Origin of the sequence: Burkholderia sp. CpTa8-5 (genome assembly GCF_017815045.1) — a bacterium.
Lineage (GTDB): Bacteria > Pseudomonadota > Gammaproteobacteria > Burkholderiales > Burkholderiaceae > Burkholderia > Burkholderia sola.
Window position 1 is genome coordinate 272,904 of sequence record NZ_JAGIQD010000003.1, and the last position, 21,003, is coordinate 293,906.

13 protein-coding genes are annotated in these 21,003 nt (G+C 65.7%); 10 read left to right on the forward strand and 3 right to left on the reverse strand.

The genetic code is table 11. The annotated features are described in order from the left end of the window. From J8I35_RS34565 to J8I35_RS07475, 4 genes are all read left to right on the forward strand, one after another. On the forward strand, window positions 1–2,493 hold a 2,493-nt coding region (locus J8I35_RS34565; protein WP_245170143.1), incomplete at its 5' end, for an autotransporter outer membrane beta-barrel domain-containing protein. Between the two features lie 650 nt (window positions 2,494–3,143). Next, a complete protein-coding gene (locus J8I35_RS07465) occupies window positions 3,144–5,276 on the forward strand; it encodes a polysaccharide deacetylase family protein (RefSeq protein ID WP_209924889.1) in 2,133 nt (710 codons plus the stop codon). A gap of 33 nt (window positions 5,277–5,309) precedes the next feature. Next, the gene (locus tag J8I35_RS07470) at window positions 5,310–6,545 is read left to right on the forward strand and encodes a S53 family peptidase (protein ID WP_209924890.1); all 1,236 of its coding nucleotides are present in this window, start codon (window positions 5,310–5,312) and stop codon (window positions 6,543–6,545) included. A gap of 385 nt (window positions 6,546–6,930) precedes the next feature. Continuing rightward, complete coding sequence (locus J8I35_RS07475) at window positions 6,931–8,079, forward strand: porin (RefSeq protein WP_050011869.1); 1,149 nt, start codon at window positions 6,931–6,933, stop codon at window positions 8,077–8,079. A gap of 53 nt (window positions 8,080–8,132) precedes the next feature. Here the strand turns inward: J8I35_RS07475 and J8I35_RS07480 are convergent, their stop codons facing one another. Then, window positions 8,133–8,591, reverse strand: a complete 459-nt coding sequence (locus J8I35_RS07480; protein ID WP_209924946.1) for an Lrp/AsnC family transcriptional regulator — start codon at window positions 8,589–8,591, stop codon at window positions 8,133–8,135. 183 nt (window positions 8,592–8,774) lie between these two features. Between J8I35_RS07480 and J8I35_RS07485 the strand changes: the two genes are divergently transcribed. Together J8I35_RS07485 and J8I35_RS07490 are read left to right on the forward strand one after the other, a co-directional pair. Further along, complete coding sequence (locus tag J8I35_RS07485) at window positions 8,775–9,872, forward strand: branched-chain amino acid aminotransferase (RefSeq protein ID WP_124592884.1); 1,098 nt, start codon at window positions 8,775–8,777, stop codon at window positions 9,870–9,872. 137 nt (window positions 9,873–10,009) lie between these two features. Continuing rightward, entirely contained in the window at window positions 10,010–11,869 is a 1,860-nt protein-coding gene (locus J8I35_RS07490) for an FUSC family protein (RefSeq protein WP_245170145.1), read from the forward strand. A gap of 247 nt (window positions 11,870–12,116) precedes the next feature. Here the strand turns inward: J8I35_RS07490 and J8I35_RS07495 are convergent, their stop codons facing one another. Further along, window positions 12,117–13,055 (reverse strand): response regulator, encoded by a 939-nt coding sequence (locus J8I35_RS07495; protein ID WP_209924948.1) that lies wholly within the window; start codon window positions 13,053–13,055, stop codon window positions 12,117–12,119. Between the two features lie 67 nt (window positions 13,056–13,122). Next, window positions 13,123–16,542 (reverse strand): ATP-binding protein, encoded by a 3,420-nt coding sequence (locus J8I35_RS07500; protein ID WP_209924891.1) that lies wholly within the window; start codon window positions 16,540–16,542, stop codon window positions 13,123–13,125. A 224-nt stretch (window positions 16,543–16,766) separates the two neighbouring features. On the opposite strand from J8I35_RS07500, the gene urtA reads away from it, so the two are divergent. From urtA to urtD, 4 genes are read left to right on the forward strand one after another with little or no spacing between them, the layout of a single operon-like run. Beyond that, window positions 16,767–18,041 (forward strand): urea ABC transporter substrate-binding protein, encoded by a 1,275-nt coding sequence (gene urtA / locus J8I35_RS07505; protein ID WP_209924892.1) that lies wholly within the window; start codon window positions 16,767–16,769, stop codon window positions 18,039–18,041. Between the two features lie 55 nt (window positions 18,042–18,096). Continuing rightward, window positions 18,097–19,014 (forward strand): urea ABC transporter permease subunit UrtB, encoded by a 918-nt coding sequence (gene urtB, locus J8I35_RS07510; protein WP_011875582.1) that lies wholly within the window; start codon window positions 18,097–18,099, stop codon window positions 19,012–19,014. Window positions 19,015–19,069: 55 nt separating this feature from the next. Further along, the gene (gene urtC / locus J8I35_RS07515; protein WP_124554992.1) at window positions 19,070–20,239 is read left to right on the forward strand and encodes an urea ABC transporter permease subunit UrtC; all 1,170 of its coding nucleotides are present in this window, start codon (window positions 19,070–19,072) and stop codon (window positions 20,237–20,239) included. Between the two features lie 3 nt (window positions 20,240–20,242). Beyond that, window positions 20,243–20,986 (forward strand): urea ABC transporter ATP-binding protein UrtD, encoded by a 744-nt coding sequence (gene urtD / locus J8I35_RS07520; protein WP_050012862.1) that lies wholly within the window; start codon window positions 20,243–20,245, stop codon window positions 20,984–20,986. Window positions 20,987–21,003 lie beyond the last annotated feature (17 nt).

Below are 21,003 nucleotides of genomic sequence, written 5' to 3' on the forward strand. Positions count from 1 at the left end.
GTCAACAACGGCACGTTCGATATCTCGGGGACCACCACCGGCGCGACGATCAATGCGCTCACCGGCAGCGGCACGGTTGCGCTGGGCGACCGCACGCTGACGCTGGCCAATGCAGCCGGCACGTTCGGCGGCGCCATTGGCGGCACGGGTGGGCTCACCGTGGCGGGCGGCACGCAAACGCTATCCGGCGCCAACGGCTTTACCGGTGCAACGTCGATCAACGCCGGCACGCTGGCGTTGACCGGTTCGGGCAGCGTCGCCGCGTCCAGCGGCGTCGTCAACAACGGCACGTTCGATATCTCGGGGACCACCACCGGCGCGACGATCAATGCGCTCACCGGCAGCGGCACGGTTGCGCTGGGCAGCCGCACGCTGACGCTGGCCAATGCGGCCGGCACGTTCGGCGGGACCATCAACGGGACCGGTGGAGTGACCGTCGGCGGCGGTACGCAAACACTGTTGGCGGCGAATGCCTACACGGGCACCACCACGATCAATGCCGGCACGCTGGCGCTGACCGGCGCCGGCAGCATTGCCGCCTCGAGCGGCGTCGTCGACAACGGCACGCTGGACATTTCGGCGACCACCTCCGGCGCCACGATCAACACGCTCACCGGCAGCGGCACGGTCGCGCTCGGCAGCCGCACGCTGACACTCGCCAATGCGGCCGGCACGTTTGGCGGAACCGTCAGCGGCAGCGGCGGGCTGACGGTTGCGGGCGGTACGCAGACGCTGTCCGGCGTGAACACCTATACAGGCGCGACGACGGTTAACGCGGGCACGCTCGCGTTGTCGGGCGCCGGTCGGCTGGCATCGTCCACGGCGGTCACGCTCGCCGGCCCCGTGGCCGCGCTCGACCTGTCCGCGGCCGGCAGCCAGACGGTCGCGCATCTGTCCGGCGTGGCAGGCAGCCGCGTGGTGCTGGGCGGCAGTGCGCTCACGCTGTCCGACGACTCGTCGCAAACCTTCGGCGGCAGTCTCGTCGGCACCGGCGGCCTGGTCAAACAGGGCGCGGGCATGCTGACGCTGAACGGTGTCAGCAACGCGTTCTCCGGCACGACGACGGTGGCGGGCGGCACGTTGGCCGTCGGCGACGCGGCGAATCCCGCTGCGGTGCTGGGTGGCAACGTCGTGGTGAATTCGCTCGGCGCGTTGCGCGGCCACGGCACGATATCGGGCGACGTCAGCAGCAGCGGCGTGGTCGCACCGGGCGGCTCGATCGGAACGCTGTCGGTGGGCGGCAACTATACGCAGGCGGCCGGCGGCACGCTGTCGATCGAGGTCAGCCCGACGGAAGCATCGCAACTGCGCGTAGGCGGCGCCGCGACGCTCGGCGGCACGTTGGCCGTTCTGTTCGATCCCGGCACCTATACGGCCCGCCGCTACACCGTGCTGAGCGCGGCCAACGGCGTGACGGGCCATTTCGCGACCGTCGGCACCACCACGGCCGGCGCGAATCTCGGCGCGTTGCAATCGTCGGTGGACTACGGCGCCAACGCGGTCGACCTGCTGCTCGCCGAGCCGACGGGGCCCGGTACGCCGGCCGGCCCGACGATCATCGCGCCGACCAGGACGTCGATCTACTCGGCGCTCGGCACGATGGCCTTGCTGCAGGCGCAGAGCGCCAGTTCGACGCTGCTCGGGCATCTGGCGGCCCCGGAGGACGACGCGTCCGGCTCCCGCAACGTGTGGGCCGTTGCCAGCGGTTCCAGCACCAAGGTGGGCGGCACGAGCGGCGCGCCGGGCTTCCTCACGCACGCGTACGGGTTCCTGGCGGGCGGGCAGGGACGGCTCGGCGACGCCACCGTCGGTGCGGCCGGCGGCTACACGCACACCGCGCTGTCCGAAGACACGACAGGCGCATCGGGCGCCATCGACACGCTGCGCGTCGCGCTGTACGGCGCGCAGCCGATCGGCGCGGTCAACCTGTCGGCCACGCTCGGTTACGGTCTCGATTTCCTGTCGCAGAAGCGGCCATTCGGCAGCGCGGGTACCGCCGAAGGCGACCGTCTCGGCCACGAATTCACCGCCGCTACGCAGGCCAGCCTGCCGATGGCGGCCGGCGGCTTCCGGTTCGCGCCGCACGTCGGGCTGCGGTATGCATACGTGCGCGGCAGCGGCTTCAGCGAGGACGGCGCCAACGGCCAGAACCTGCACGTTGGCCCCGACAGCGCGAGGAGCCTCCAGCCATACGTGGGTGTGTCGCTCGCCAAGGCGTTCGGCGATGCCGTGCGCCCGGTCGACGTCCAGCTGCGCGTCGGCTATGCGCACGAGGTGCTGCGCGGCAGTCGCGTCGTCCAGGTGCAGAGCCAGGACGGGACCGTGTTCGCGGCGCCGGGTACCGATCTGCCACGCTCGTTCCTCACCACGGGCGCCAGCGTCACGCTGCAGGCAGCCAAGACGACCACGGTATCGCTCGGGCTGGATGCGACGATCAATACGGGCCATGTGTCGGCGCAGTCGGCATATGTGCGCGTCAATTCCAGGTTCTGACCGCGTGGGAACAGGGATGGTGAAACGGGTCTTTCGATGTGGCGGGTTGTCCCTCGTCTTCAATCGATCGATGAACCGTCGTCAATTTCCTATGCTTCGCAGGTAGAACCGCACGCCGTGCAGGCGAGCCCGGCACGGCCACATACGTGCCGAGCCGGTGTTGCACGGCGGAATCATTTTCCGTTGAATCCCCGCGCGCTTGCCGATGCCCGACAACGCAGGCAGCGATCGGAAGCCCCATCCGACGCGGCGCCGAATAGCCTCACGTCGTCCATCGCGACGGTTCCCCGGCCTCGCTTCATTACCCGCCACGTGCGCCGTTTCGGCGCTGTAACGTTTTTGGCGCGATTTTCCCGTGCCGGATGCCCGGCATCGCCGCGGGCCGTCCCGACAACGCAGTCGCGAGACTGGCACGTTGTTCGCTTCACCGGGGGGCGGTAGGAACGATAGTCGCCATGCACTCCTGATCGTCCGACAAATCGACGCGCATGCGTCGCGGGGCGTCCGAAACACGGCACGTTCGCTCTGCGCCGCCAGCCGATGGCGCACCCCGATCCGGACGCGGACCGCTCGATCATGACGAGCGCAACGCGCGCGCAGTGACGAGTCGAGCATCGGCTGTCATCCCACCTCCTACGGGGAGAGAAAAAATGTCGGCCAAGCCAATCCGGACCCTACGAGCGTTTCTGATCGTCTTTTCCGTTTGCCTGATGACGTTGGCACCCGGGCGGGCGAGCGCGTTGTCGAACCAGTTGCTGTTGCTGCTGCCGGACAACTTCACGTTGCCGGACCCGCGTGTGTCCGCATGGCTCGATTCCGCGGCGGAGGAGGGACTGCAGATCTCGCTGATCAGCGACACGCAATTCAAGCAGGGCGGCACGTCGCTGCAGCAGTACCAGGGACTCATCCTCCCTGACCAGGTGCATACGGTCGCCGACGATACGCTCGTGACCGCCATCCAGAGCTATGCGTTGAACGGCGGGCGCGTGATGCTCGTCTATGATTTCGGCGTACTGAACGCGACGGGATTCTATCCGGCCGGGCAATCGCGTTTCAGCTCGATGGCCGGCGTCAACTACGTGCTCTACGACACGCTCGGCGGGAACATGATCGGCCTCGGCAACGTGACCGGCATGGGCAGCACGTTGCGCGCGCTACAGATTCCTCCGGGGAAGTCGATGGCATGGCCGGGCTCGACGACGGCGGCGACCACGTTGGCCTCAACCGCGTCGACTACATCGACCGGCTCGACGACGAACCCCTTGCTCTACCTGCAGCCGAGCCCGTCGAACCCGGGCGGGCTTGCCGGTTACAACCATCAGGCGTATTTCACGTACAAGACGGTCAACGGGCGCATGACCGGCGTGCCGCTGAATCTCGGGCGCGTGTCGGCCGGCGCAAAGGTCGGATCCGGATCGTACTCGCCGACCTCGACGATGCTGTCGCCGGTATCGACGGCGGTGAAGGGCGCGACGTCGTTCGCGACCGCGTCGCCCGCCGCGACGACCGACGTGCTCGAAGGCATCTCCGGCTACGTATACGGCTTCCTCACCTATCCGAGCTACGTCACGCAAGGCACGTATACCGGCACGACGCTGCTGACGTCGCCGAACTTCGGGCTCGTCGCCGGCTATCAGGCGTATGGAAACGGCGGCGTGATGTTCGTCAACCTGCCGCTCGCGTATCTCGGCGGGCAAACCGACAGCATGCCGATCCACGGCTTCCTGCATTACTTCACGACGAACATCCTGTCGATGCCGCACCTGTCGCTGCAGCCGCGGGCGCAAGCCGGGATGGTCCTGAACTGGCACTTCTGTGCGCGAGATCAGATTCAGCCGGCGCAGTACCTGAAGAATTACGGCGTCTGGAACAGCGGCCCGTATTCGATCGTGATGACGGCCGGCCCTGACGACGTGACGATCGGCGACGGTCTCGGCATCAACCTGACGAACAATACGCAGGCGAAGCAACTGGTCGTGTTCCTGCTCAAGCGCGGGCACAAGGTCGGCAGCCACGGCGGCTGGGCGCACGACTACTGGGGGGCGAACGCGAGCGAAACCAATGCGAGCACGTTCACGCAGTATCTGGTGCTGAACCACAATGCGGTTCAGTCGGTGACGGGCAAGCCGGACGTCGAGTGGGCGGCCCCGGAAGGCAATACGCCGACGTGGGCGGTGAACTGGCTCGAATCGAACGGCTACTCCGGCTACTACTTCACCGGCCATACCGGCAATGCGCAAACGCGTGCGTATCGCAACGGTTCGCTGCTGAATCCGGGCATCTGGGCGTTTCCGGTGATGCCGTTCGGCAAGTATGCGACGTTCGAAGAGTTCCAGGAGTTCGCGGTGCCGACGACGGACGTCCAGAACTGGTATCTGTCGCTGATGGATTTCGTCGTCGCGAACCGCACGAGCCGGTTGATCTACATGCACCCGCTGGGCGCGTCGTGGTATCCGAACGTCGTCACGACGATTCTCGGCTACGCGTCGTCGCTGGCGACGACCGGCCAGTTCAAGTGGTTCACGATGGATCAGCTTACGCAGTTCGACCGGCGCCGTCTGCTCGTGAACTGGACGGCGACCGATACCGGCACCAGCTGGACGTTCAGCGCGACGCAGCCGACCAGTCTGCAGGACATGACGTGGCTGTTGCCGAAGAGCACGTACCAGTTGCCGAGCGTGAAAAGCGGCAGCGCGACGGTCGTGAGCACCGATCCGGTCAACTGGCTGGTCATCGCGGGCTCGGGCAAGTCGCTGACGTTCACGAGCGCGAAGGTGCACTGACGCGCGCCGGCTCCTTTGCCAACGGGGAACACCATGAAGCGAGCTTCGTTTGCGCGTGCGCTGCGCATGCTGGCCGTATCGGCGAGCATCGCGCTGATGTTCGGCGTGTCGTTCGCACAGTCCGCGCATCGAGCGCCGCGCGGGTTTGCACGGCCGCCGCTCCATCTGCATGGCGCCGCGAAACGGAATCCTGTGGGCCTGTCGCCGCAGCAGATTCGCCGTTTCTACGGGTTCGACGCGTTGCCGGCGCGCGGCTACGGTGGCGACGATCAGATCATCGCCATCGTCGATGCGTACGACAATCCGAACGTCGAGGCGGATCTGCGCTTGTTCAGCCGCACGTTCGGCCTGCCGCCGTGCGCGTCGCCGCGCTGCTTCACGAAGGTGTACGCGACGGCGGACAAGCGTCCGCCGCCGCCGGACGCACTGTGGGCACTCGAGAGTTCGCTGGACGTGCAGTGGGCGCACGCGATCGCACCGAATGCGCGGATCGTGCTGGTCGAAGCCGCATCGAGTTCGCTCGATGACCTGATGAGCGCGGTCGCACTCGCGACGCGTCCGGCACCGGGCGGGGTCGGCGCGAAGGTCGTGTCGATCAGCTGGGGGAGCGGCGAGTTCCTGGCCGAAACGCAATTCGACGGGCAGCTCGCCAGCGCGAACGGCGTGTCGTTCGTCGCGGCATCCGGCGACGGCGGCAACGGGGTCGACTACCCGGCCGCGTCGCCGTATGTGCTGAGCGTCGGCGGCACGTCGATCGCAACCGATGCGAGCGGCGCCTATGTCGACGAAACGGCGTGGGTCGGCAGCGGCGGCGGGCAGAGCGCCGTCGAGACGGCGCCGACGTATCAGTCGAACTTCGGACTGCCGTCGAATAGCCTCGGGCTGCGCGGCCTGCCCGACGTCGCCTATGACGCCGACCCGGCGTCCGGCTTCGCGGTCTACGATTCGTACGGCTATGCGGGGCAGGGCGGGTGGTTCGTCGTCGGCGGCACGAGCGCCGGCGCACCGCAATGGTCCGCGTTGATCGCGATCGCGAACAGCGTGCGCATCGCGCGCGGCAAGACGACGCTGAACGCGGTGAGCGCGATCCAGAGTGTGCTGTACGGGCTCGCGTCGAACGCCTACGCGACGAACTTCCGCGACATCGTCAGCGGCTCGAACGGCGCATGCGGCACGCTTTGCACGGCGGCAACCGGATACGACTACGTAACCGGTCTCGGGCGCCCGATGGCCGCCAATCTGGTCCAGGCGTTGATCGCCGCGCCGTGACACGGGTAAGGCCGCGGAAGAGGCAGGCGGGCTCGATCACGCTGACGGCTGGTCGACATCGCCGTTAGCGCGAATGGACGATTCCCCTCGCACCCTGTAATAGCCTTCGATCGACACGTCCGGATCCCGGCTCCGGGCTACGCGCCAAACGGCGCGCGACTGTCCATGGAGCGCCGGCCGGTCCGGTTTTCAACCGCCCGCTAGCCGTTTTCCTCGCTGACAAACATCCCCCATTTTGAAGAGCACCTTCCTGCCGCGAGGGGCTAACAGTAAAAAATCGGCTCATTACACTGCGCCCGTCGCATCGCCGAGCAGTCTCGACGCGGCACAGACGCAGCGCGCAAGCGTTACGACCGGCAAACGAAAGATTTGGGGGTAAATCGTCATGAACAAGCGTTGGGGGATCGTCGCACCCGCCGCGTTGCTTGCTGCAGCCGCTCATGCGCAGAGCAGCGTGACCCTGTACGGCAAGATCGAGGACGGTATCAACTACACGAGCAACGCACGCGGCCACGGAACCGTGCAACTGCAAAGCGGCTATGACTACGGGAGCCGCTGGGGCATCAAGGGCACGGAAGACCTTGGCGCGGGCTACCAGGCGATTTTCACGCTCGAGAGCGGTTTCGACGTCAACACCGGCAAGATGAACCAGGGTGGTCGGGAGTTCGGCCGCCAGGCCTTCGTCGGCATCGCGTCGGATCGATACGGCACGCTGACGTTCGGTCGCCAGTACGACCCGAGCGTCGATCTCTTCTCGCCGCTCACCGCGAACGGCAACTGGACGGGCTACCTGTTCTCGCATCCGTACGACAACGACAACACCGACTACTCGTTCCGCGTGAACAACGCGGTCAAGTACGTGTCGCCGGTGTGGCACGGCGTGACCGCGGAGGCGATGTACGGGTTCAGCAATCAGGCAGGCGGTTTCGCGAACAACCGCCTGTATGGCGCCGCGCTGCAATACCAGCAGGGCGGGCTGACGGTCGGCGCGTCGTATCTGAAGATCAACAACGCACGCAATGCCGATTCGACCGGGGCGATCACCGGCGACAACACGTTCGATGCGTCGTCGCAGCAGAACATCGGCATCGGCGTGAATTATGCGTTCTCGAATGCGCTCGTGGGATTCACGTATTCGCACGTCGACGTCTACGACCCGACTTCGAACGCGTATTTCACCGGCACGACGCAGCCGGCGGGCGGTGCATGGAAATCGTGGAAATTCGACAACTTCGAGGTGAACGGACTCTATCACTTCACGACTGCGTTTTACGTCGGCGCGGCATACACGTACACGCAGGCCCGCGTCGCGTCGACGGTCGGCGCGTTCAATCCGAAGTGGCATCAGCTGAGCACGAAGGTGAATTACGACTTGTCGAAACGCACGTCGGTATTCGTAGAGGGCGTCTATCAGCATGCGATGAACGCGCACACGGGAACCGACTTCGATTACGCGTACATTCCGGGCGCCGCCGATATCTCGTCAGGCCCGAATCAATATGTCGCACGTATCGCGCTGCTGCATCACTTCTGATGCCCATGCCCCGTTCGACACGACGCGCCGGCGTTTCCTGGCGCCGTACGCGATCACAGCGGAAGCACGGAAGTCTGCTTGATCTTCTGCATCGGAATCTCGGTCTTCACGCTCTGCACGCCTTCGATCCGGGTCAGGTGGTCGATCTGGAGTTGCCGATAGGCGTCGATATCGGCGGTCACGACACGCAGCAGGCAATCGCAATCGCCCGCCATCAAGTGGCACTCGAGCACCTGTGGAAGACGCCGAACCGCTTCGGTGAAACGGTCGACGGTTTTCGCGTCCTGGCTCGTCAGCCAGATGCGGACGAAGACGGTCAACCCCGCGCCGATCTTCGATGCGTCGAGCAGCGCCGCGTAGCGCTCGATGACGCCAGCCTGTTCCAACTGCTTGACCCGACGCAGGCACGGTGACGGCGACAGCCCCACCTTCTGCGCCAGTTCCACGTTCTGGATTCGTCCGTCTTCCTGAAGCACGCTCAGAATGCGACGGTCCATTTCGTCCAGTTCGATGACGGCCATTGATCGGACCTATTCGGTTGAGGCACGCGGTGCCCGGGTTTTCGGGTTTTGAAGCATGGAATTGCTAAATCGCGCCCATCTTAAGGCGAACACGCAACCTGAAATTATTTTTTCTACGATAAATTTTTGCCCGTAGCAGCCGGGACGGTCCCGCTGCCGATCAAGGGGCAAACGATGAGCACCGATTCCGTCCAGCACTTCGAATTCGAACAAAATCCTCACCCCGTCGCGGCGGCCGAGCGCGCCGCGCTGCTCGCCAATCCCGGTTTCGGCCGGGTCTTCACGGATCACATGGTGACGATCCGGTACTCGGCGGACGAAGGGTGGCATCACGCGAAAATCGGGCCGCGCGAACCGTTCCGGTTCGATCCGGCGACGCTCGTGCTGCACTACGCGCAGGAAATCTTCGAGGGCTTGAAAGCCTTCCGGCTGCCGGACGGCGGCGCGGCGTTGTTCCGTCCCGATGCGAATGCGCGGCGCTTTCGTCATTCGGCCGAGCGGCTCTCGATGGCGCCGTTGCCGGAGGCGATGTTCGTCGAATCGGTACGTGCGCTCGTCCGCGCCGATCGCGACTGGATTCCGGCGTTCGACGGCGCGGCGCTGTATTTGCGGCCGTTCATGATCGCGACGGAGGCGGTGCTCGGCGTGAAGCCGTCGCCGGAGTATCTGTATTGCGTGATCGCGACGCCGGTCGGCGCGTACTTCAAGAGCGGCGCGTCGGGCGTGACGCTCTGGGTGTCGGAGCAGTACACGCGGGCGGCGCCGGGCGGCACGGGCGACGCGAAATGCGGCGGCAACTACGCGGCGAGCCTGGCCGCACAGGCGGAGGCGACTCGCGAAGGCTGCGAGCAGGTGGTGTTTCTCGATGCGGTCGAACGCCGCTGGATCGAGGAGCTGGGCGGGATGAACGTGTTCTTCGTGTTCGACGACGGATCGATCCAGACGCCGCCGCTGAACGGGACGATTCTGCCCGGCATCACGCGCGCGTCGTTGATCACGCTGGCTCGGGAACTGAATTACACGGTGCGGGAGGAGGGCTACACGATCGAGCAGTGGCAGGCGGACGCGCGCAGCGGTCGGCTGGTCGAGGCGTTCGCCTGCGGCACGGCGGCGGTCGTGACGGCGATCGGCCGGGTGAAGGGTCGCGCGTACGACTTCACGATCGGCGAAGGCGGCGCGGGGCCGGTCACGTCGCGGCTGAAGGGGGCGCTGCTCGATATCCAGAACGGGCGCGAAGCCGATCGCCACGGCTGGGTGGACCGCGTGTTTTGAGTTCGGCACGGCGGCCGTCGCGTGTCGTGGCGGCCGTCCTGAAAGCCGCGGCCGGCATGCCGGCCGGAAGCAGCCGTGCCGCCTCCTGGAATGCTTTGATCATGTCAGCTGTTTCGTTGTCACGCGCCATTGACCGCTTGTTCATTGTCGACCCCGGTCTTCATCGGCTGCTGGGCGGTGTGCGCGCCGCACTCGCGAGCGTGCTCGCCGGCGCGCTCGGCATTGCATCGGCGCTGCATCTCGGTCTCGCGATCACCACCGGCGCCGTGGGCATACTGTTCGCGATGATCGCGCCGCTCTTCCTGCGCGATGCTCGCCGGCTGGACTGGTATGAATCGCTGGCCTGGCAATACGGCGTCGCATGCGCGAGTTTCGCCGCGGCCGCCGTCGCGAGTGCGTGGCCAGCGGTCGGCAAGGCGGGTTTCGTGATCGTCCTGTTCTGTTCGATGCTGTGCCAGACTCAAGGGCCGCGCACGATCGGATGTGCGTTCCTGGCGATCGCGATGTACTACCTTGGCCTCTATCTGCATCCGGCCGCGCTACAGGTCGGCCACATGCTCGCGATGTCGATCGCGGGCCCGGCGGGCGTCGTGCTCGTCTGCCGGATGCTGTTGCCGACGCATGCGGCGCACACGCCCCGGCTCATCGCGCGCTCGGTATCGCTGCACGCGGCATGCATTGCGCGAAGCGCCGTGTCGGACGCGGGCGAGTTCGATGCGATGGCGCATTTGCTCGCGTTGAACGAAGCCGCCATCGCGCTCGAGAATCATGCGTCGACATTCGATGAACGCGACGCGCGTGCATTGCACGCCGCGCTCGTCGCATTGGAGCTCGCAGCCGCCCGGCGCGTGCTGAACCACGACCGGACGGATGCCGCCGCCGCGGCGCTACGCGCGGCGATTGCGCGCTTCGATGCCGTCGCCGGCGACGTGGCGGCGCGCAGGACCGCCGCACGTCCGCCCGCGTCCCCGCCGCATGCGCGTGCGGTTCGGTGGGGCGCCGGCTGGCGCACGCTTGCATGGTTGCCGGCGATCCGCGCCGTGGCGGCTGCGTGCGCCGCGATGTTGATCGGCGAGACGCTGTCGTCGGAGCGATGGATGTGGGCGGTGCTTAGCACGTTCGTCGTGTTCTTCGGCACGTATTCGTGTGCGGACACGATCTATCGCGGCACGCAACGCGTCGTCGGCACGCTCGCCGGCGCGCTTGCGAGCGTACTCGTCGTCAGTGCCGTTCATCATGCGAATGCAGTCGTGGTCATCGTCATGGGCGTGTGCGTGTTTGCCTGGGCGTACCACATCCTGCATGCCTACGGGCGCGGCGTATTCTTTTTGACGGTGCTGATCGGCGTCGTCTATGCGCAACTGGGGTTCGAGATCGGAACGCTTGCGGAACTGCGTATCGGCGAGGTGTTGATCGGCTGCGCGGTTTCGCTCGCGGCGGCGATGCTGGTGATGCCGCTGGCGGCGTCGCGCCACATCGCGATGCGTTCGCACAACCTGTTGGCGGCGCTGCGCGAACTCATGCACGAGCGCGACGATGGCACGCGGCCGGAGGCGGCGCAGATGCGCGCGGCCGATCGCCGTTTTCACGACGTGCGTATGGCGATCAGGCCGCTGGCTGCGTGGAGCATGTTCCGCGTATCCGGCGATGCGCGACGGTTGTCGGACACGCTGCTGTCTTGCTGGCTGCATGGCCGGATCGTCGCGACGCTCCTGCCTGCTGAAGCCGACGGCCCGGTTGTCGGATTCGAACGGCATTCACGCGCAGCCATCGTCACGCGAATCGATGCGTTGATGGACGATCTGGATCACAGTCGCTCGATGCGACTCGACGCGGCTGCGAACGTGGGGCACGGAACGCTCGCGATATCCGGTGATCGTCCGTTACCGGCCCATCCGGAACTGGCTCGGCTCGACGCGAAGCTGACCGAACTCAACCGGGCATTCGAGCACGCGCTGTTCGGAAAGGTGACGGGCGAGAAACGGTGGCGGAGATAACGGCGGCGCTCCTCACTCCTTGCCATACGCCCCGGAGGAAGTCCCCTTGGGGGACGAGCGATTTCGGGCATTCGCATGCGCGTTCCATATGTAAACAGACCCTGGGAATCGACGGATCTCGCGCATCGGGCTGCCGACTGGCTATCGTTGGCGGCACCCGCGATCCGCCGATCGTTCGGACGGTCGTTCAACGCATCGCCTCGCCAGCAACGTTCGCGCCACCGATATGCGGGAAAGCGATAGCTTTTCACGTGCGCTCGAGCATCTTGATCGCTGCGGCGGCGGCTCCCGCACGGGTCTCGACATGCAACTTCCGGAACAGGTGTTCGAGATGCTTGTTCACCGTGCGCGGGGCGATGCCCAGAATGTCGCCGATATCGCGGTTCGTCTTGCCGTGCGACACCCACAGCAACACTTCGGCTTCCCGCATGGTCAGGCCGAAGCGTTCGGCGAGCGCATTGCAATGCACCGTGTCGTCTCTTTCCTTGAGGATCACGATCCATTCACCCGGCTCCGGACCGAGCGTCGCACTGGCCGAGCGGCGTATCTGGCCCGAGCCGAATTCATGCACGGCGTCGTCCTGGGCGCCGCGCGCGAGCCAGTCGATGAACCAGGCGCGCAGCGGCGCAGGCAGTTTCGGCGGCGCATCGGTATCGCGCGCGTTCGTGGTTTGCGCGGCATCGAAGCGGTCGTCATGCGCGGCCGTGTATGCAGCGATATGATGCGCAGCCTGAGGGCTCTGCCACCGAATCGTGCCGTCCACGCCGACGATCAGCGCCGCGCGCGTGTCGAGCGACAGTGCGGCCTCCGCATACAACTGTGCGCGTGAACGCCGCACGTGGGCGCCGATGCGCGCGCACAACTCCTCGGGCTGCACCGGCTTGGTCACGTAATCGATGCCGCCCACGCGAAAGCCGCGTACGACGTGCTCGCTTTCCGTCAATGCAGTCATGAAGATGACGGGCAGATGCTCGTGCCGTCCGTCCTGCTTGATGCGCACACAGGTTTCGAAGCCGTCCATGCCGGGCATCATTGCGTCGAGCAACACCACGTCGGGCGTCACGCGCGCGAGGCGCTTGAGCGCGTCGTCGCCGGACAGCGCGACGATCACCGCGTAGCCGTGCGCCTGCAGCGTATCGGAGAGAAAGGCGAGGTTCTCCGGCGTATCGTCGACGATCAATATCATGGGCCGTTCGCGCAGCCACACGGCCGGAGCCTCGACGATCGGGGAGGCCGCGATCGGGGTGTGCGCGTCATGCGTCCGCGCCGCGCGCGAGTCGGTCAAGTTCATGCTCGAGTTCCCTTAGCTGAAAACGTTCCGCCAACGAGCGCAACGCGTCGATTTGATCCCGCAACGCGGGCCAGGCCTCACGGGCGGCGTCGAGCTGTTCGATCACGCCCTGTACGTAGCCGACTTCGAGATGCGCATGCAGATGCTCGACGAGCCCGCGCGGCCACACGGCGGGCGTGGGCGGCGCTGTCGCGACCGGCGCGCTCGCGCCGGTATCGGACGCGATCCAGTCGAGTGCAAGCAGTTGCGCAAGCTTGTCGAGCAGCAGATTCACCTGCAGCGGTTTCACCAGATAACCCTTGCATCCGGTCGCGCTCGCGCGATCGCGGTCGTCGGCGAACGCGTTGGCGGAGAGCAGCACGATGGGTGCGCTCGACAACTGATTCTCGGAGATCAGGCGGCTGGTTTCGTAGCCGTCCATCAACGGCATCGAAATGTCCATGACGATCGCGTCCGCCGTGTGCATCGCCAGCCAGCGCAGCGCATCGGTGCCGCTGGCCGCTTCGGCGACGTCGAAGCCGAGCGGCGTCAGCAATTGCACGACGATATCGCGCTGGTCGTCGAGGTCGTCGACCACGAGAATGGTGCGGCGCGCACCCGTATAGCCGCGAATCGACGCGAGTTCGGTCGGGGTTTCGGCCGCCGCGTCGACGGCCGGGGCGAACAGGCGTACCACGAAGCGCGTGCCGTGGCCGACTTCGCTGTCCACTTCGAGGCTGCCGCCGAGCGCGTGCGTGAGCAGGCGGCAGATCGTGAGTCCGAGGCCGGCGCCGTGATCGTACGCATGGGCCGCTTCGCCGCGTTCGAACGGCAGGAACAGGCGCTCCATTTCGGCGGGCGGGATGCCGGGGCCGGTATCGATCACCTCGAACTTGAGCGTATCGAGCCCGTGACTCACGCGCAGCGTGATCGTGCCGCTCGACGTGAAGCGGATCGCATTGCCGATCAGGTTCGTGAGGATCTGGCTCATGCACTTCTGGTCGGTGCGCACGGTGGCGGGCAGCCGGCCGGCCGTCTGCACATCGAAGGCGAGCGCCTTTTCGAGCGCCTGCGGACGGAGCATCGACGTCAGATGCGCGACGAAATCGGCGAGCGATACCTTGGCGATGTTCAACTGAAGCTTGCCCGCCTCGATGCGCGCGATGTCGAGCAGACCGTCGACGAGCGCGAGCAAATGCTCGCCGCTGCGATGGATCGTGCGCACGGCGTTGTAGCGCGTGGGCGTGAGTTCTTCCTTCGCCTGCAGCAGCAACTGCGTGTAGCCGAGAATGCTGTTCAGCGGCGTGCGCAACTCGTGGCTCAAGCCGGACACGTAACGGCTCTTGGCCTGATTGGCCGATTCCGCGGCGGCGGTCGCGCGCTTGAGCGCCGCGTCGGTTTTCTGATGCGCGTCGATTTCCAGCATCAGCAATTCGTTTTGCCGCTGCGATTCTTCCTGCGTGACACGACGGTTTTCGCGCTCGAGCACGAACCACCAGGCCGCGATGCAGCCCACCAGCGAGAGCGCGAGAAAGATATTCAGAAAACTGCCCGAGAGCGCATGGCCGATCGACGGTCCGGCGGCGCTCATCGACGTCGCGCTCTGCGACCAGATCAGATAGAGCACGCTCCCCAGCACCGCGAGCATCGCGCACACGAGGCTCGCATAGTGGATCAGGCGTAGCGCGGCGGGGCCGAGTCGCGCACCGGGCAGCACGCGATGCAGCGCGCGGCCGGCCTGCGACGCGAAGCGCGCGTGCGGCTTGCAGCGGTCGTGGCAGCGCGAGTCGAGCGAGCAGCACAGCGAGCAAATCGTGCCGCCATAGGCCGGGCAGTACGCCGTATCGTCGGGTTCGAAGGTGTTTTCGCAGATCGCGCAGCGCAGCGAGGTGGCGTCGCCGGTCGGTTGCGCGGCGCGGGCAATGTAATAGCGACCGCGTGTCAGTACCGCGAGCACGGGCGCGCACGCGAACGCCGCGCCGAACGCGATGAACGACGACATCGCCTGGGCGAGCGCGCCGAACAGGCCGCTATGCGCCAGCATCGCGACGGCGGCCGCGATCAGCATCGCGCCGACGCCCACGGGGTTCACATCGTAGAGGTGCGCGCGCTTGAACTCGATATGTCGCGGGCTGTAGCCGAGCGGCTTGTTGATGACGAGATCGGCGAACAACGCGCCGATCCACGCGATCGCGATGTTCGCGTAGAGCGACAGCACCTTGGCGATCGCATCGAACACGCCCATTTCCACGAGCAGCAACGCGATCATGACGTTGAACACGAGCCACACCACGCGGCCCGGATGGCTGTGCGTGAGCCGCGCGAAAAAATTGGACCACGCGAGCGAGCCCGCATAGGCGTTGGTCACGTTGATCTTCAACTGCGAGACGATCACGAACAGCGTCATCGCGGGCAGCGCCCAGCTCGCGAGCCCCAGCGGATCGAGCAGCAGATGATAGGCGACGAGGTACATCTGCGTCGGCTCGGTGGCGTGGCTGGCATCGACTTCATACTGGAGCGCGATGAAGGCGAGCAGGGCGCCGCCCAGCATCTTGAGCGCGCCGGGCACGATCCAGCCAGGCCCCGTCGAGAGCAGCGCGAACCACCAGCGCGTGCGGTTCTTCGCGGTGAGCGGCGGCAGGAACCGCAGATAGTCGACCTGTTCACCCACTTGCACGATCAGCGCGAACACGACCGTCGACGCCTGACCGAAGGCGATCAGGCTGAACGCGCGGCCTTGCGGCGCGAAGCCCGCGAAGGTGGTCCATTGCGCGATGAGGTCGGGATGGCGCCACAGCACGGCGGCGTAGGGCAGTACGAACAACACGAGCCACAGCGGCTGCGTCCAGCTTTGCAGGCGGTTGATCAGCGTGATGCCGAACATGACGATCGGAATCACCACGAGCGAACTCACGACGTAGGCGATCGCCAGCGAAATATGAAAATACAGCTGGAGCGCCAGCGACATGATGGCCGCTTCGAGCGCGAAAAAAATGAACGTGAACACCGCGTACAGCAGCGACGTGACCGTCGAGCCGATATAGCCGAAGCCCGCGCCGCGCGTGAGCAGGTCCATGTCGACGCCGTAGCGCGCCGCGTAATAGCTGATGGGTAAACTGGTCAGCCAGATCAGCACGGAGACGGCCGCGATGGCCCAGAACGCGTTCGTGAAGCCGTAGTTCACGACGAGACTGCCGCCGATCGCCTCCAGCACCAGAAACGACACCGCGCCGATCGCCGTATTGGCCACGCGCAGCTCCGACCAGCGCCGGAATGAGCGCGGCGTGAAGCGCAGCGCGTAGTCCTCGAGGGTTTCGTCGCCGACCCACGCGTTGTAGTCGCGGCGCACCTTGACGATGCGTTGGGTACCGGGCGCGCCCATTGATGGGTGACTCTGGGACATGAAGATGATCCGAATTGGTGCGAAAGCGGCACGAGCGGGGCGTGAACGGCACAACGGCGGACCACGGCGCCCAGGATCGCCCTGCAATGCAAATTACATTCCAGTACGCGCGCCGGAAATACGTCGATTGACGTATTTCGATCGTCAAATTGGCTTTCTACATTGCGTCCAACCTCGACCCAGCCCGCAGCGATCCGCGCCGGGCGCCCGATAAGGAGAACGTGATGTCCGCAGACGATCGACTCGATGACGAAGCCCGGATGCCTTCGCCGCTGCGCCGGAAAATGCTCGGCGGTCTCGCCGCCGCGCCGCTGATGGCGTTGGGCCTGCCGCGCGGCGCGTTGGCGCAAACGCCGCCCACGGCGAAGGTCAACACCACGGGCCTCGCGGTCACGGATACGACCGTGACGGTCGGCCAGCTCCACTCGGCCACGGGCACGATGGCGATTTCCGAAACCGGCTCGATCCAGGCCGAGCGCCTCGCGATCGAGCAGATCAACGCGATGGGCGGCGTGCTCGGCCGCAAGGTGCGGATCATTCAGGAAGACGGCGCGTCCGACTGGCCGACCTTCGCCGAAAAGTCGAAGAAGCTGCTGGAGAACGACCACGTCGCGGCCGTGTTCGGCTGCTGGACTTCGGCCTCGCGCAAGGCTGTGCTGCCGGTGTTCGAGAAGGACAACGGCCTGCTGTATTACCCGACCTTCTACGAAGGCCTCGAACAGTCGAAGAACGTGTTCTACACGGGCCAGGAAGCGACCCAGCAGATTGTCTGGGCGCTCGACTGGGCGTCGAACACGAAGAAGGCCAAGACCTTCTTCCTGATCGGTTCCGACTACATCTGGCCGCGCACGTCGAACAAGATCGCGCGGCGCCATATCGAACAGCATCTGCATGCGAAGGTGGTGGGGGAGGAGTACTACCCGCTCGGCACGACCGAGTTCGCGTCGCTGATGAACAAGATCAAGCTCGCGCGCCCGGACTGCATCTTCGCGACTGTGGTGGGCGGATCGAACGTGGCGTTCTACAAGCAGCTCAAGGCCGCGGGCATCACGCCGCAGAAGCAGTTTCTGCTGACGCTGTCGGTGACCGAGGACGAAGTGCTCGGCATCGGCGGCGACAACTTCGCGGGCTTCTATTCGTCGATGAAGTACTTCCAGTCGCTCGATAACGACAACAACAAGAAGTTCGTCGCGGCATTCAAGGCGCGCTACGGCCAGAAGTCGGTGATCGGCGACGTGACGCAGGCCGCCTATCTCGGCCCGTGGATCTGGAAGGCCGCGTGCGAGCGCGCGGGCAGTTTCGACGTGGACAAGGCGGTCGCGCATTCGGCCGGCATCGAAGTGGCGAACGCGCCGCAAGGCTATGCGAAGGTCGATGCGAACCATCACCTGTGGAGCCGCTCGCTGATCGGGCAGGGCCAGGCGGACGGCCAGTTCAAGGTCGTCGCGCAGTCGGAGCAACCGATCCAGCCGAATCCGTTCCCGAAGGGCTACATGTAATCCGTCAACCGCAGCGGCGCGGCGGCCGATGACGCCGCCGCGCGAGGAGCGTTCGATGTCCGCTACCGATATTTTCAACATCACGCTGATGCAGGGCTTCGCCGGTCTGAGCCTCTTCAGCGTCCTGCTCCTGATGGGGCTCGGGCTCGCCGTGATCTTCGGCCAGATGGGCGTGATCAACATGGCGCACGGCGAATTCATGACGATCGGCGCGTATACGGTCTACCTGTTTTCGTGGTTTTCGCAGAACGTCTGGCACGCGCTCACGCCCGTGTATTTCTTCTTCGCGATTCTCGCGGCGTTCGCGCTGGCCTTCGCGGCCGGCTGGCTCGCCGAATGGGCGCTGATCCGCCATCTGTACAAGCGGCCGCTCGACACGCTGCTCGCCACCTGGGGCCTGAGCCTCGGCATGCAGCAGGTGTTCCGCTCGACCTTCGGGCCGAAGGAGGTGAGTCCGGCGCTGCCCGACTGGCTGATGGGTTCGTGGGAGCCCACGCCCGGCCTCGACATTCCGGTGAGCGGCATGTTCGTGATGGGCCTCGCGCTGCTGATGACGGGCGGCCTGCTGCTCGCGCTCTATCGGTCGCGCTGGGGCTTGCGCGTGCGCGCCACGGTCGCGAACCGGCCGATGGCGAACGCGGCGGGCATCAACACGCGGCGCACCGACCGCATGACGTTCGCGATCGGCTGCGGGATCGCGGGCGTGGCCGGCGCGGCCTTCACGGCGATCGGCTCGACGGGACCGACGAGCGGCTCGCTGTATATCGTCGATTCGTTTCTCGTCGTGACGTTCGGCGGCGCGGCGAGCCTGCTCGGTACCGTGGCGTCGGCGTTCGGCATCGCGCAGATGCAGTCGATCAGCGAGTTCTTTCTGTCGGGCTCGATTGCGCGCGTGCTCACGCTGCTGACCGTCGTCGTGATTCTGATGCTGCGTCCGCAAGGCCTGTTTGCGTCGAAGGTGCGGCGAGTTTGAGCGTGCGTTCATGCACAAGCGTCATTGACAGCTTCATTCGACTGGAGAGAGGGACATGGAACCCATCCAATCCGCGGCGAGCGGCGTATCCCCGCGATCCGGCCCGGGCGCGCCGCCGGCCGGCTGGCGCGTGCGCGTGGCGCGACTCGATGCGTCGGGCTACGCGGGCATCGTGTTGCTCGCGCTGCTGATTGTGGTCGTGTTTCCGCTCGCGCTCGACACGTTCCGCCTGAACCTGATGGGCAAGTACCTGACCTACGCGTTCGTGGCGATCGGCCTCGTGATCGCGTGGGGCTACGGCGGCGTGCTCAGTCTCGGCCAGGGCGTGTTCTTCGGCCTCGGCGGCTACGCGATGGCGATGTTTCTCAAGCTCGAGGCATCCGATCCGGCCGCCACGCACACGCAGACGACGCCCGGCATTCCCGACTTCATGGACTGGAACCAGCTCACCGCACTGCCCACGTGGTGGAAGCCGTTTCACTCGTTGCCGTTCTCGATCCTCGCGGTGCTCGTCGTGCCGACGGCGCTCGCGTTCGTGATCGGCTACGCGATGTTCAAGCGGCGCGTGGGCGGCGTGTACTTCGCGATCATCACGCAGGCGGTCGCGCTGATTCTGTCGGTGCTGATCATCGGCCAGCAGGGCTATACGGGCGGCGTGAACGGCATCACCGACCTGCGCACGCTGCTCGGCTGGGACATCCGCACGGATCACGCGAAGCTTGTGCTGTATTTCGCGAACGCCGCGTTGCTGATCGGCGCGCTGCTCGCGTGCCGCTGGGTTCAGCGCAGCAAGCTCGGCACGTTGCTGCTCGCGATGCGCGACAAGGAAGACCGCGTGCGCTTCTCGGGCTACGACGTCGCCATGTTCAAGGTGTTCGCGTTCTGTTTCGCGGCGATGCTCGCGGCCATCGGCGGTGCGATGTTCACGCTGCAGGTGGGCTTCATGTCGCCGTCGTTCGTCGGCATCGTGCCGTCGATCGAAATGGTGATCTACGCGGCCGTCGGCGGGCGCATGTCGCTGGTCGGCGCGGTATACGGCGCGATTCTCGTCAATCTCGGCAAGAGCTGGTTTTCGGAGAGTTTTCCGAACCTCTGGCTCTATCTGATGGCGGCGATGTTCATCGGCGTGGTGATGGTGTTTCCGAACGGGCTGGCGGGTCTGTACGACGAGCATGTGCGCCCGCGCGTGCGGCGGCTGCTCGGCGCGGCGAACGAGGAGGCATGACGCATGAGCAATACCGACTTTCTGCTCGCGATCGAAGACCTGACCGTGTCGTTCGACGGCTTCAAGGCGATCGATTCGCTCAATCTCTATCTCGAACGCGGCGAGCTGCGCGTCGTGATCGGCCCGAACGGCGCAGGCAAGACCACGCTGCTCGATCTCATCTGCGGCAAGACGAAGGAAACGGCGGGCAGCATCAAGTTCCGCAACGAGGAAATCACGCATCTCGCGGAATTCCGCCGCGTGCGTAAAGGGATCGGCCGCAAGTTCCAGACGCCGTCGATTTACGAAAACCTGAGCGTGGCGCAGAACCTCGAAGTGTCGTTTCCGCGCGGACGCAGCGTGTTCGGCGCGCTCGCGTATCGCGAGGACGCCGACGTGGCCGATCGCGTGCGCGACGTGGCCGATGAAATCGGCCTCGCCGGCACGCTCGATCTGGAAGCGGGGCTGCTGTCGCACGGCCAGAAGCAGTGGCTCGAAATCGGCATGCTGCTGATGCAGGACCCCGAACTACTGATGCTCGACGAGCCGATTGCGGGCATGAGCGTGCGCGAGCGCGAACTGACCGCCGATCTGCTCGACCGCATTTGCCGCAACCGCTCGATGATCGTGATCGAGCACGACATGGCCTTCGTGGAGCGCATCGCGCACAAGGTCACGGTCATGCATCAGGGGAAGATTCTCGCGGAAGGACCAATGGCGCAGGTGCAGGCCGATCCGCGCGTGATCGACGTGTACCTGGGCCACTGAGCCGGCAACCGAACGAC

Excerpts from the sequence above, each read along its gene's own strand:
- J8I35_RS07465 (WP_209924889.1), top strand. The coding sequence starts at position 3,144 with ATGTCGGCCAAGCCAATCCGGACCCTACGAGCGTTTCTGATCGTCTTT.
- J8I35_RS07470 (WP_209924890.1), top strand. The coding sequence starts at position 5,310 with ATGAAGCGAGCTTCGTTTGCGCGTGCGCTGCGCATGCTGGCCGTATCG.
- J8I35_RS07475 (WP_050011869.1), top strand. The coding sequence starts at position 6,931 with ATGAACAAGCGTTGGGGGATCGTCGCACCCGCCGCGTTGCTTGCTGCA.
- J8I35_RS07485 (WP_124592884.1), top strand. The coding sequence starts at position 8,775 with ATGAGCACCGATTCCGTCCAGCACTTCGAATTCGAACAAAATCCTCAC.
- J8I35_RS07495 (WP_209924948.1), bottom strand. The coding sequence starts at position 13,055 with ATGATATTGATCGTCGACGATACGCCGGAGAACCTCGCCTTTCTCTCC.
- J8I35_RS07500 (WP_209924891.1), bottom strand. The coding sequence starts at position 16,542 with ATGTCCCAGAGTCACCCATCAATGGGCGCGCCCGGTACCCAACGCATC.
- urtA (WP_209924892.1), top strand. The coding sequence starts at position 16,767 with ATGTCCGCAGACGATCGACTCGATGACGAAGCCCGGATGCCTTCGCCG.
- urtB (WP_011875582.1), top strand. The coding sequence starts at position 18,097 with ATGTCCGCTACCGATATTTTCAACATCACGCTGATGCAGGGCTTCGCC.
- urtC (WP_124554992.1), top strand. The coding sequence starts at position 19,070 with ATGGAACCCATCCAATCCGCGGCGAGCGGCGTATCCCCGCGATCCGGC.
- urtD (WP_050012862.1), top strand. The coding sequence starts at position 20,243 with ATGAGCAATACCGACTTTCTGCTCGCGATCGAAGACCTGACCGTGTCG.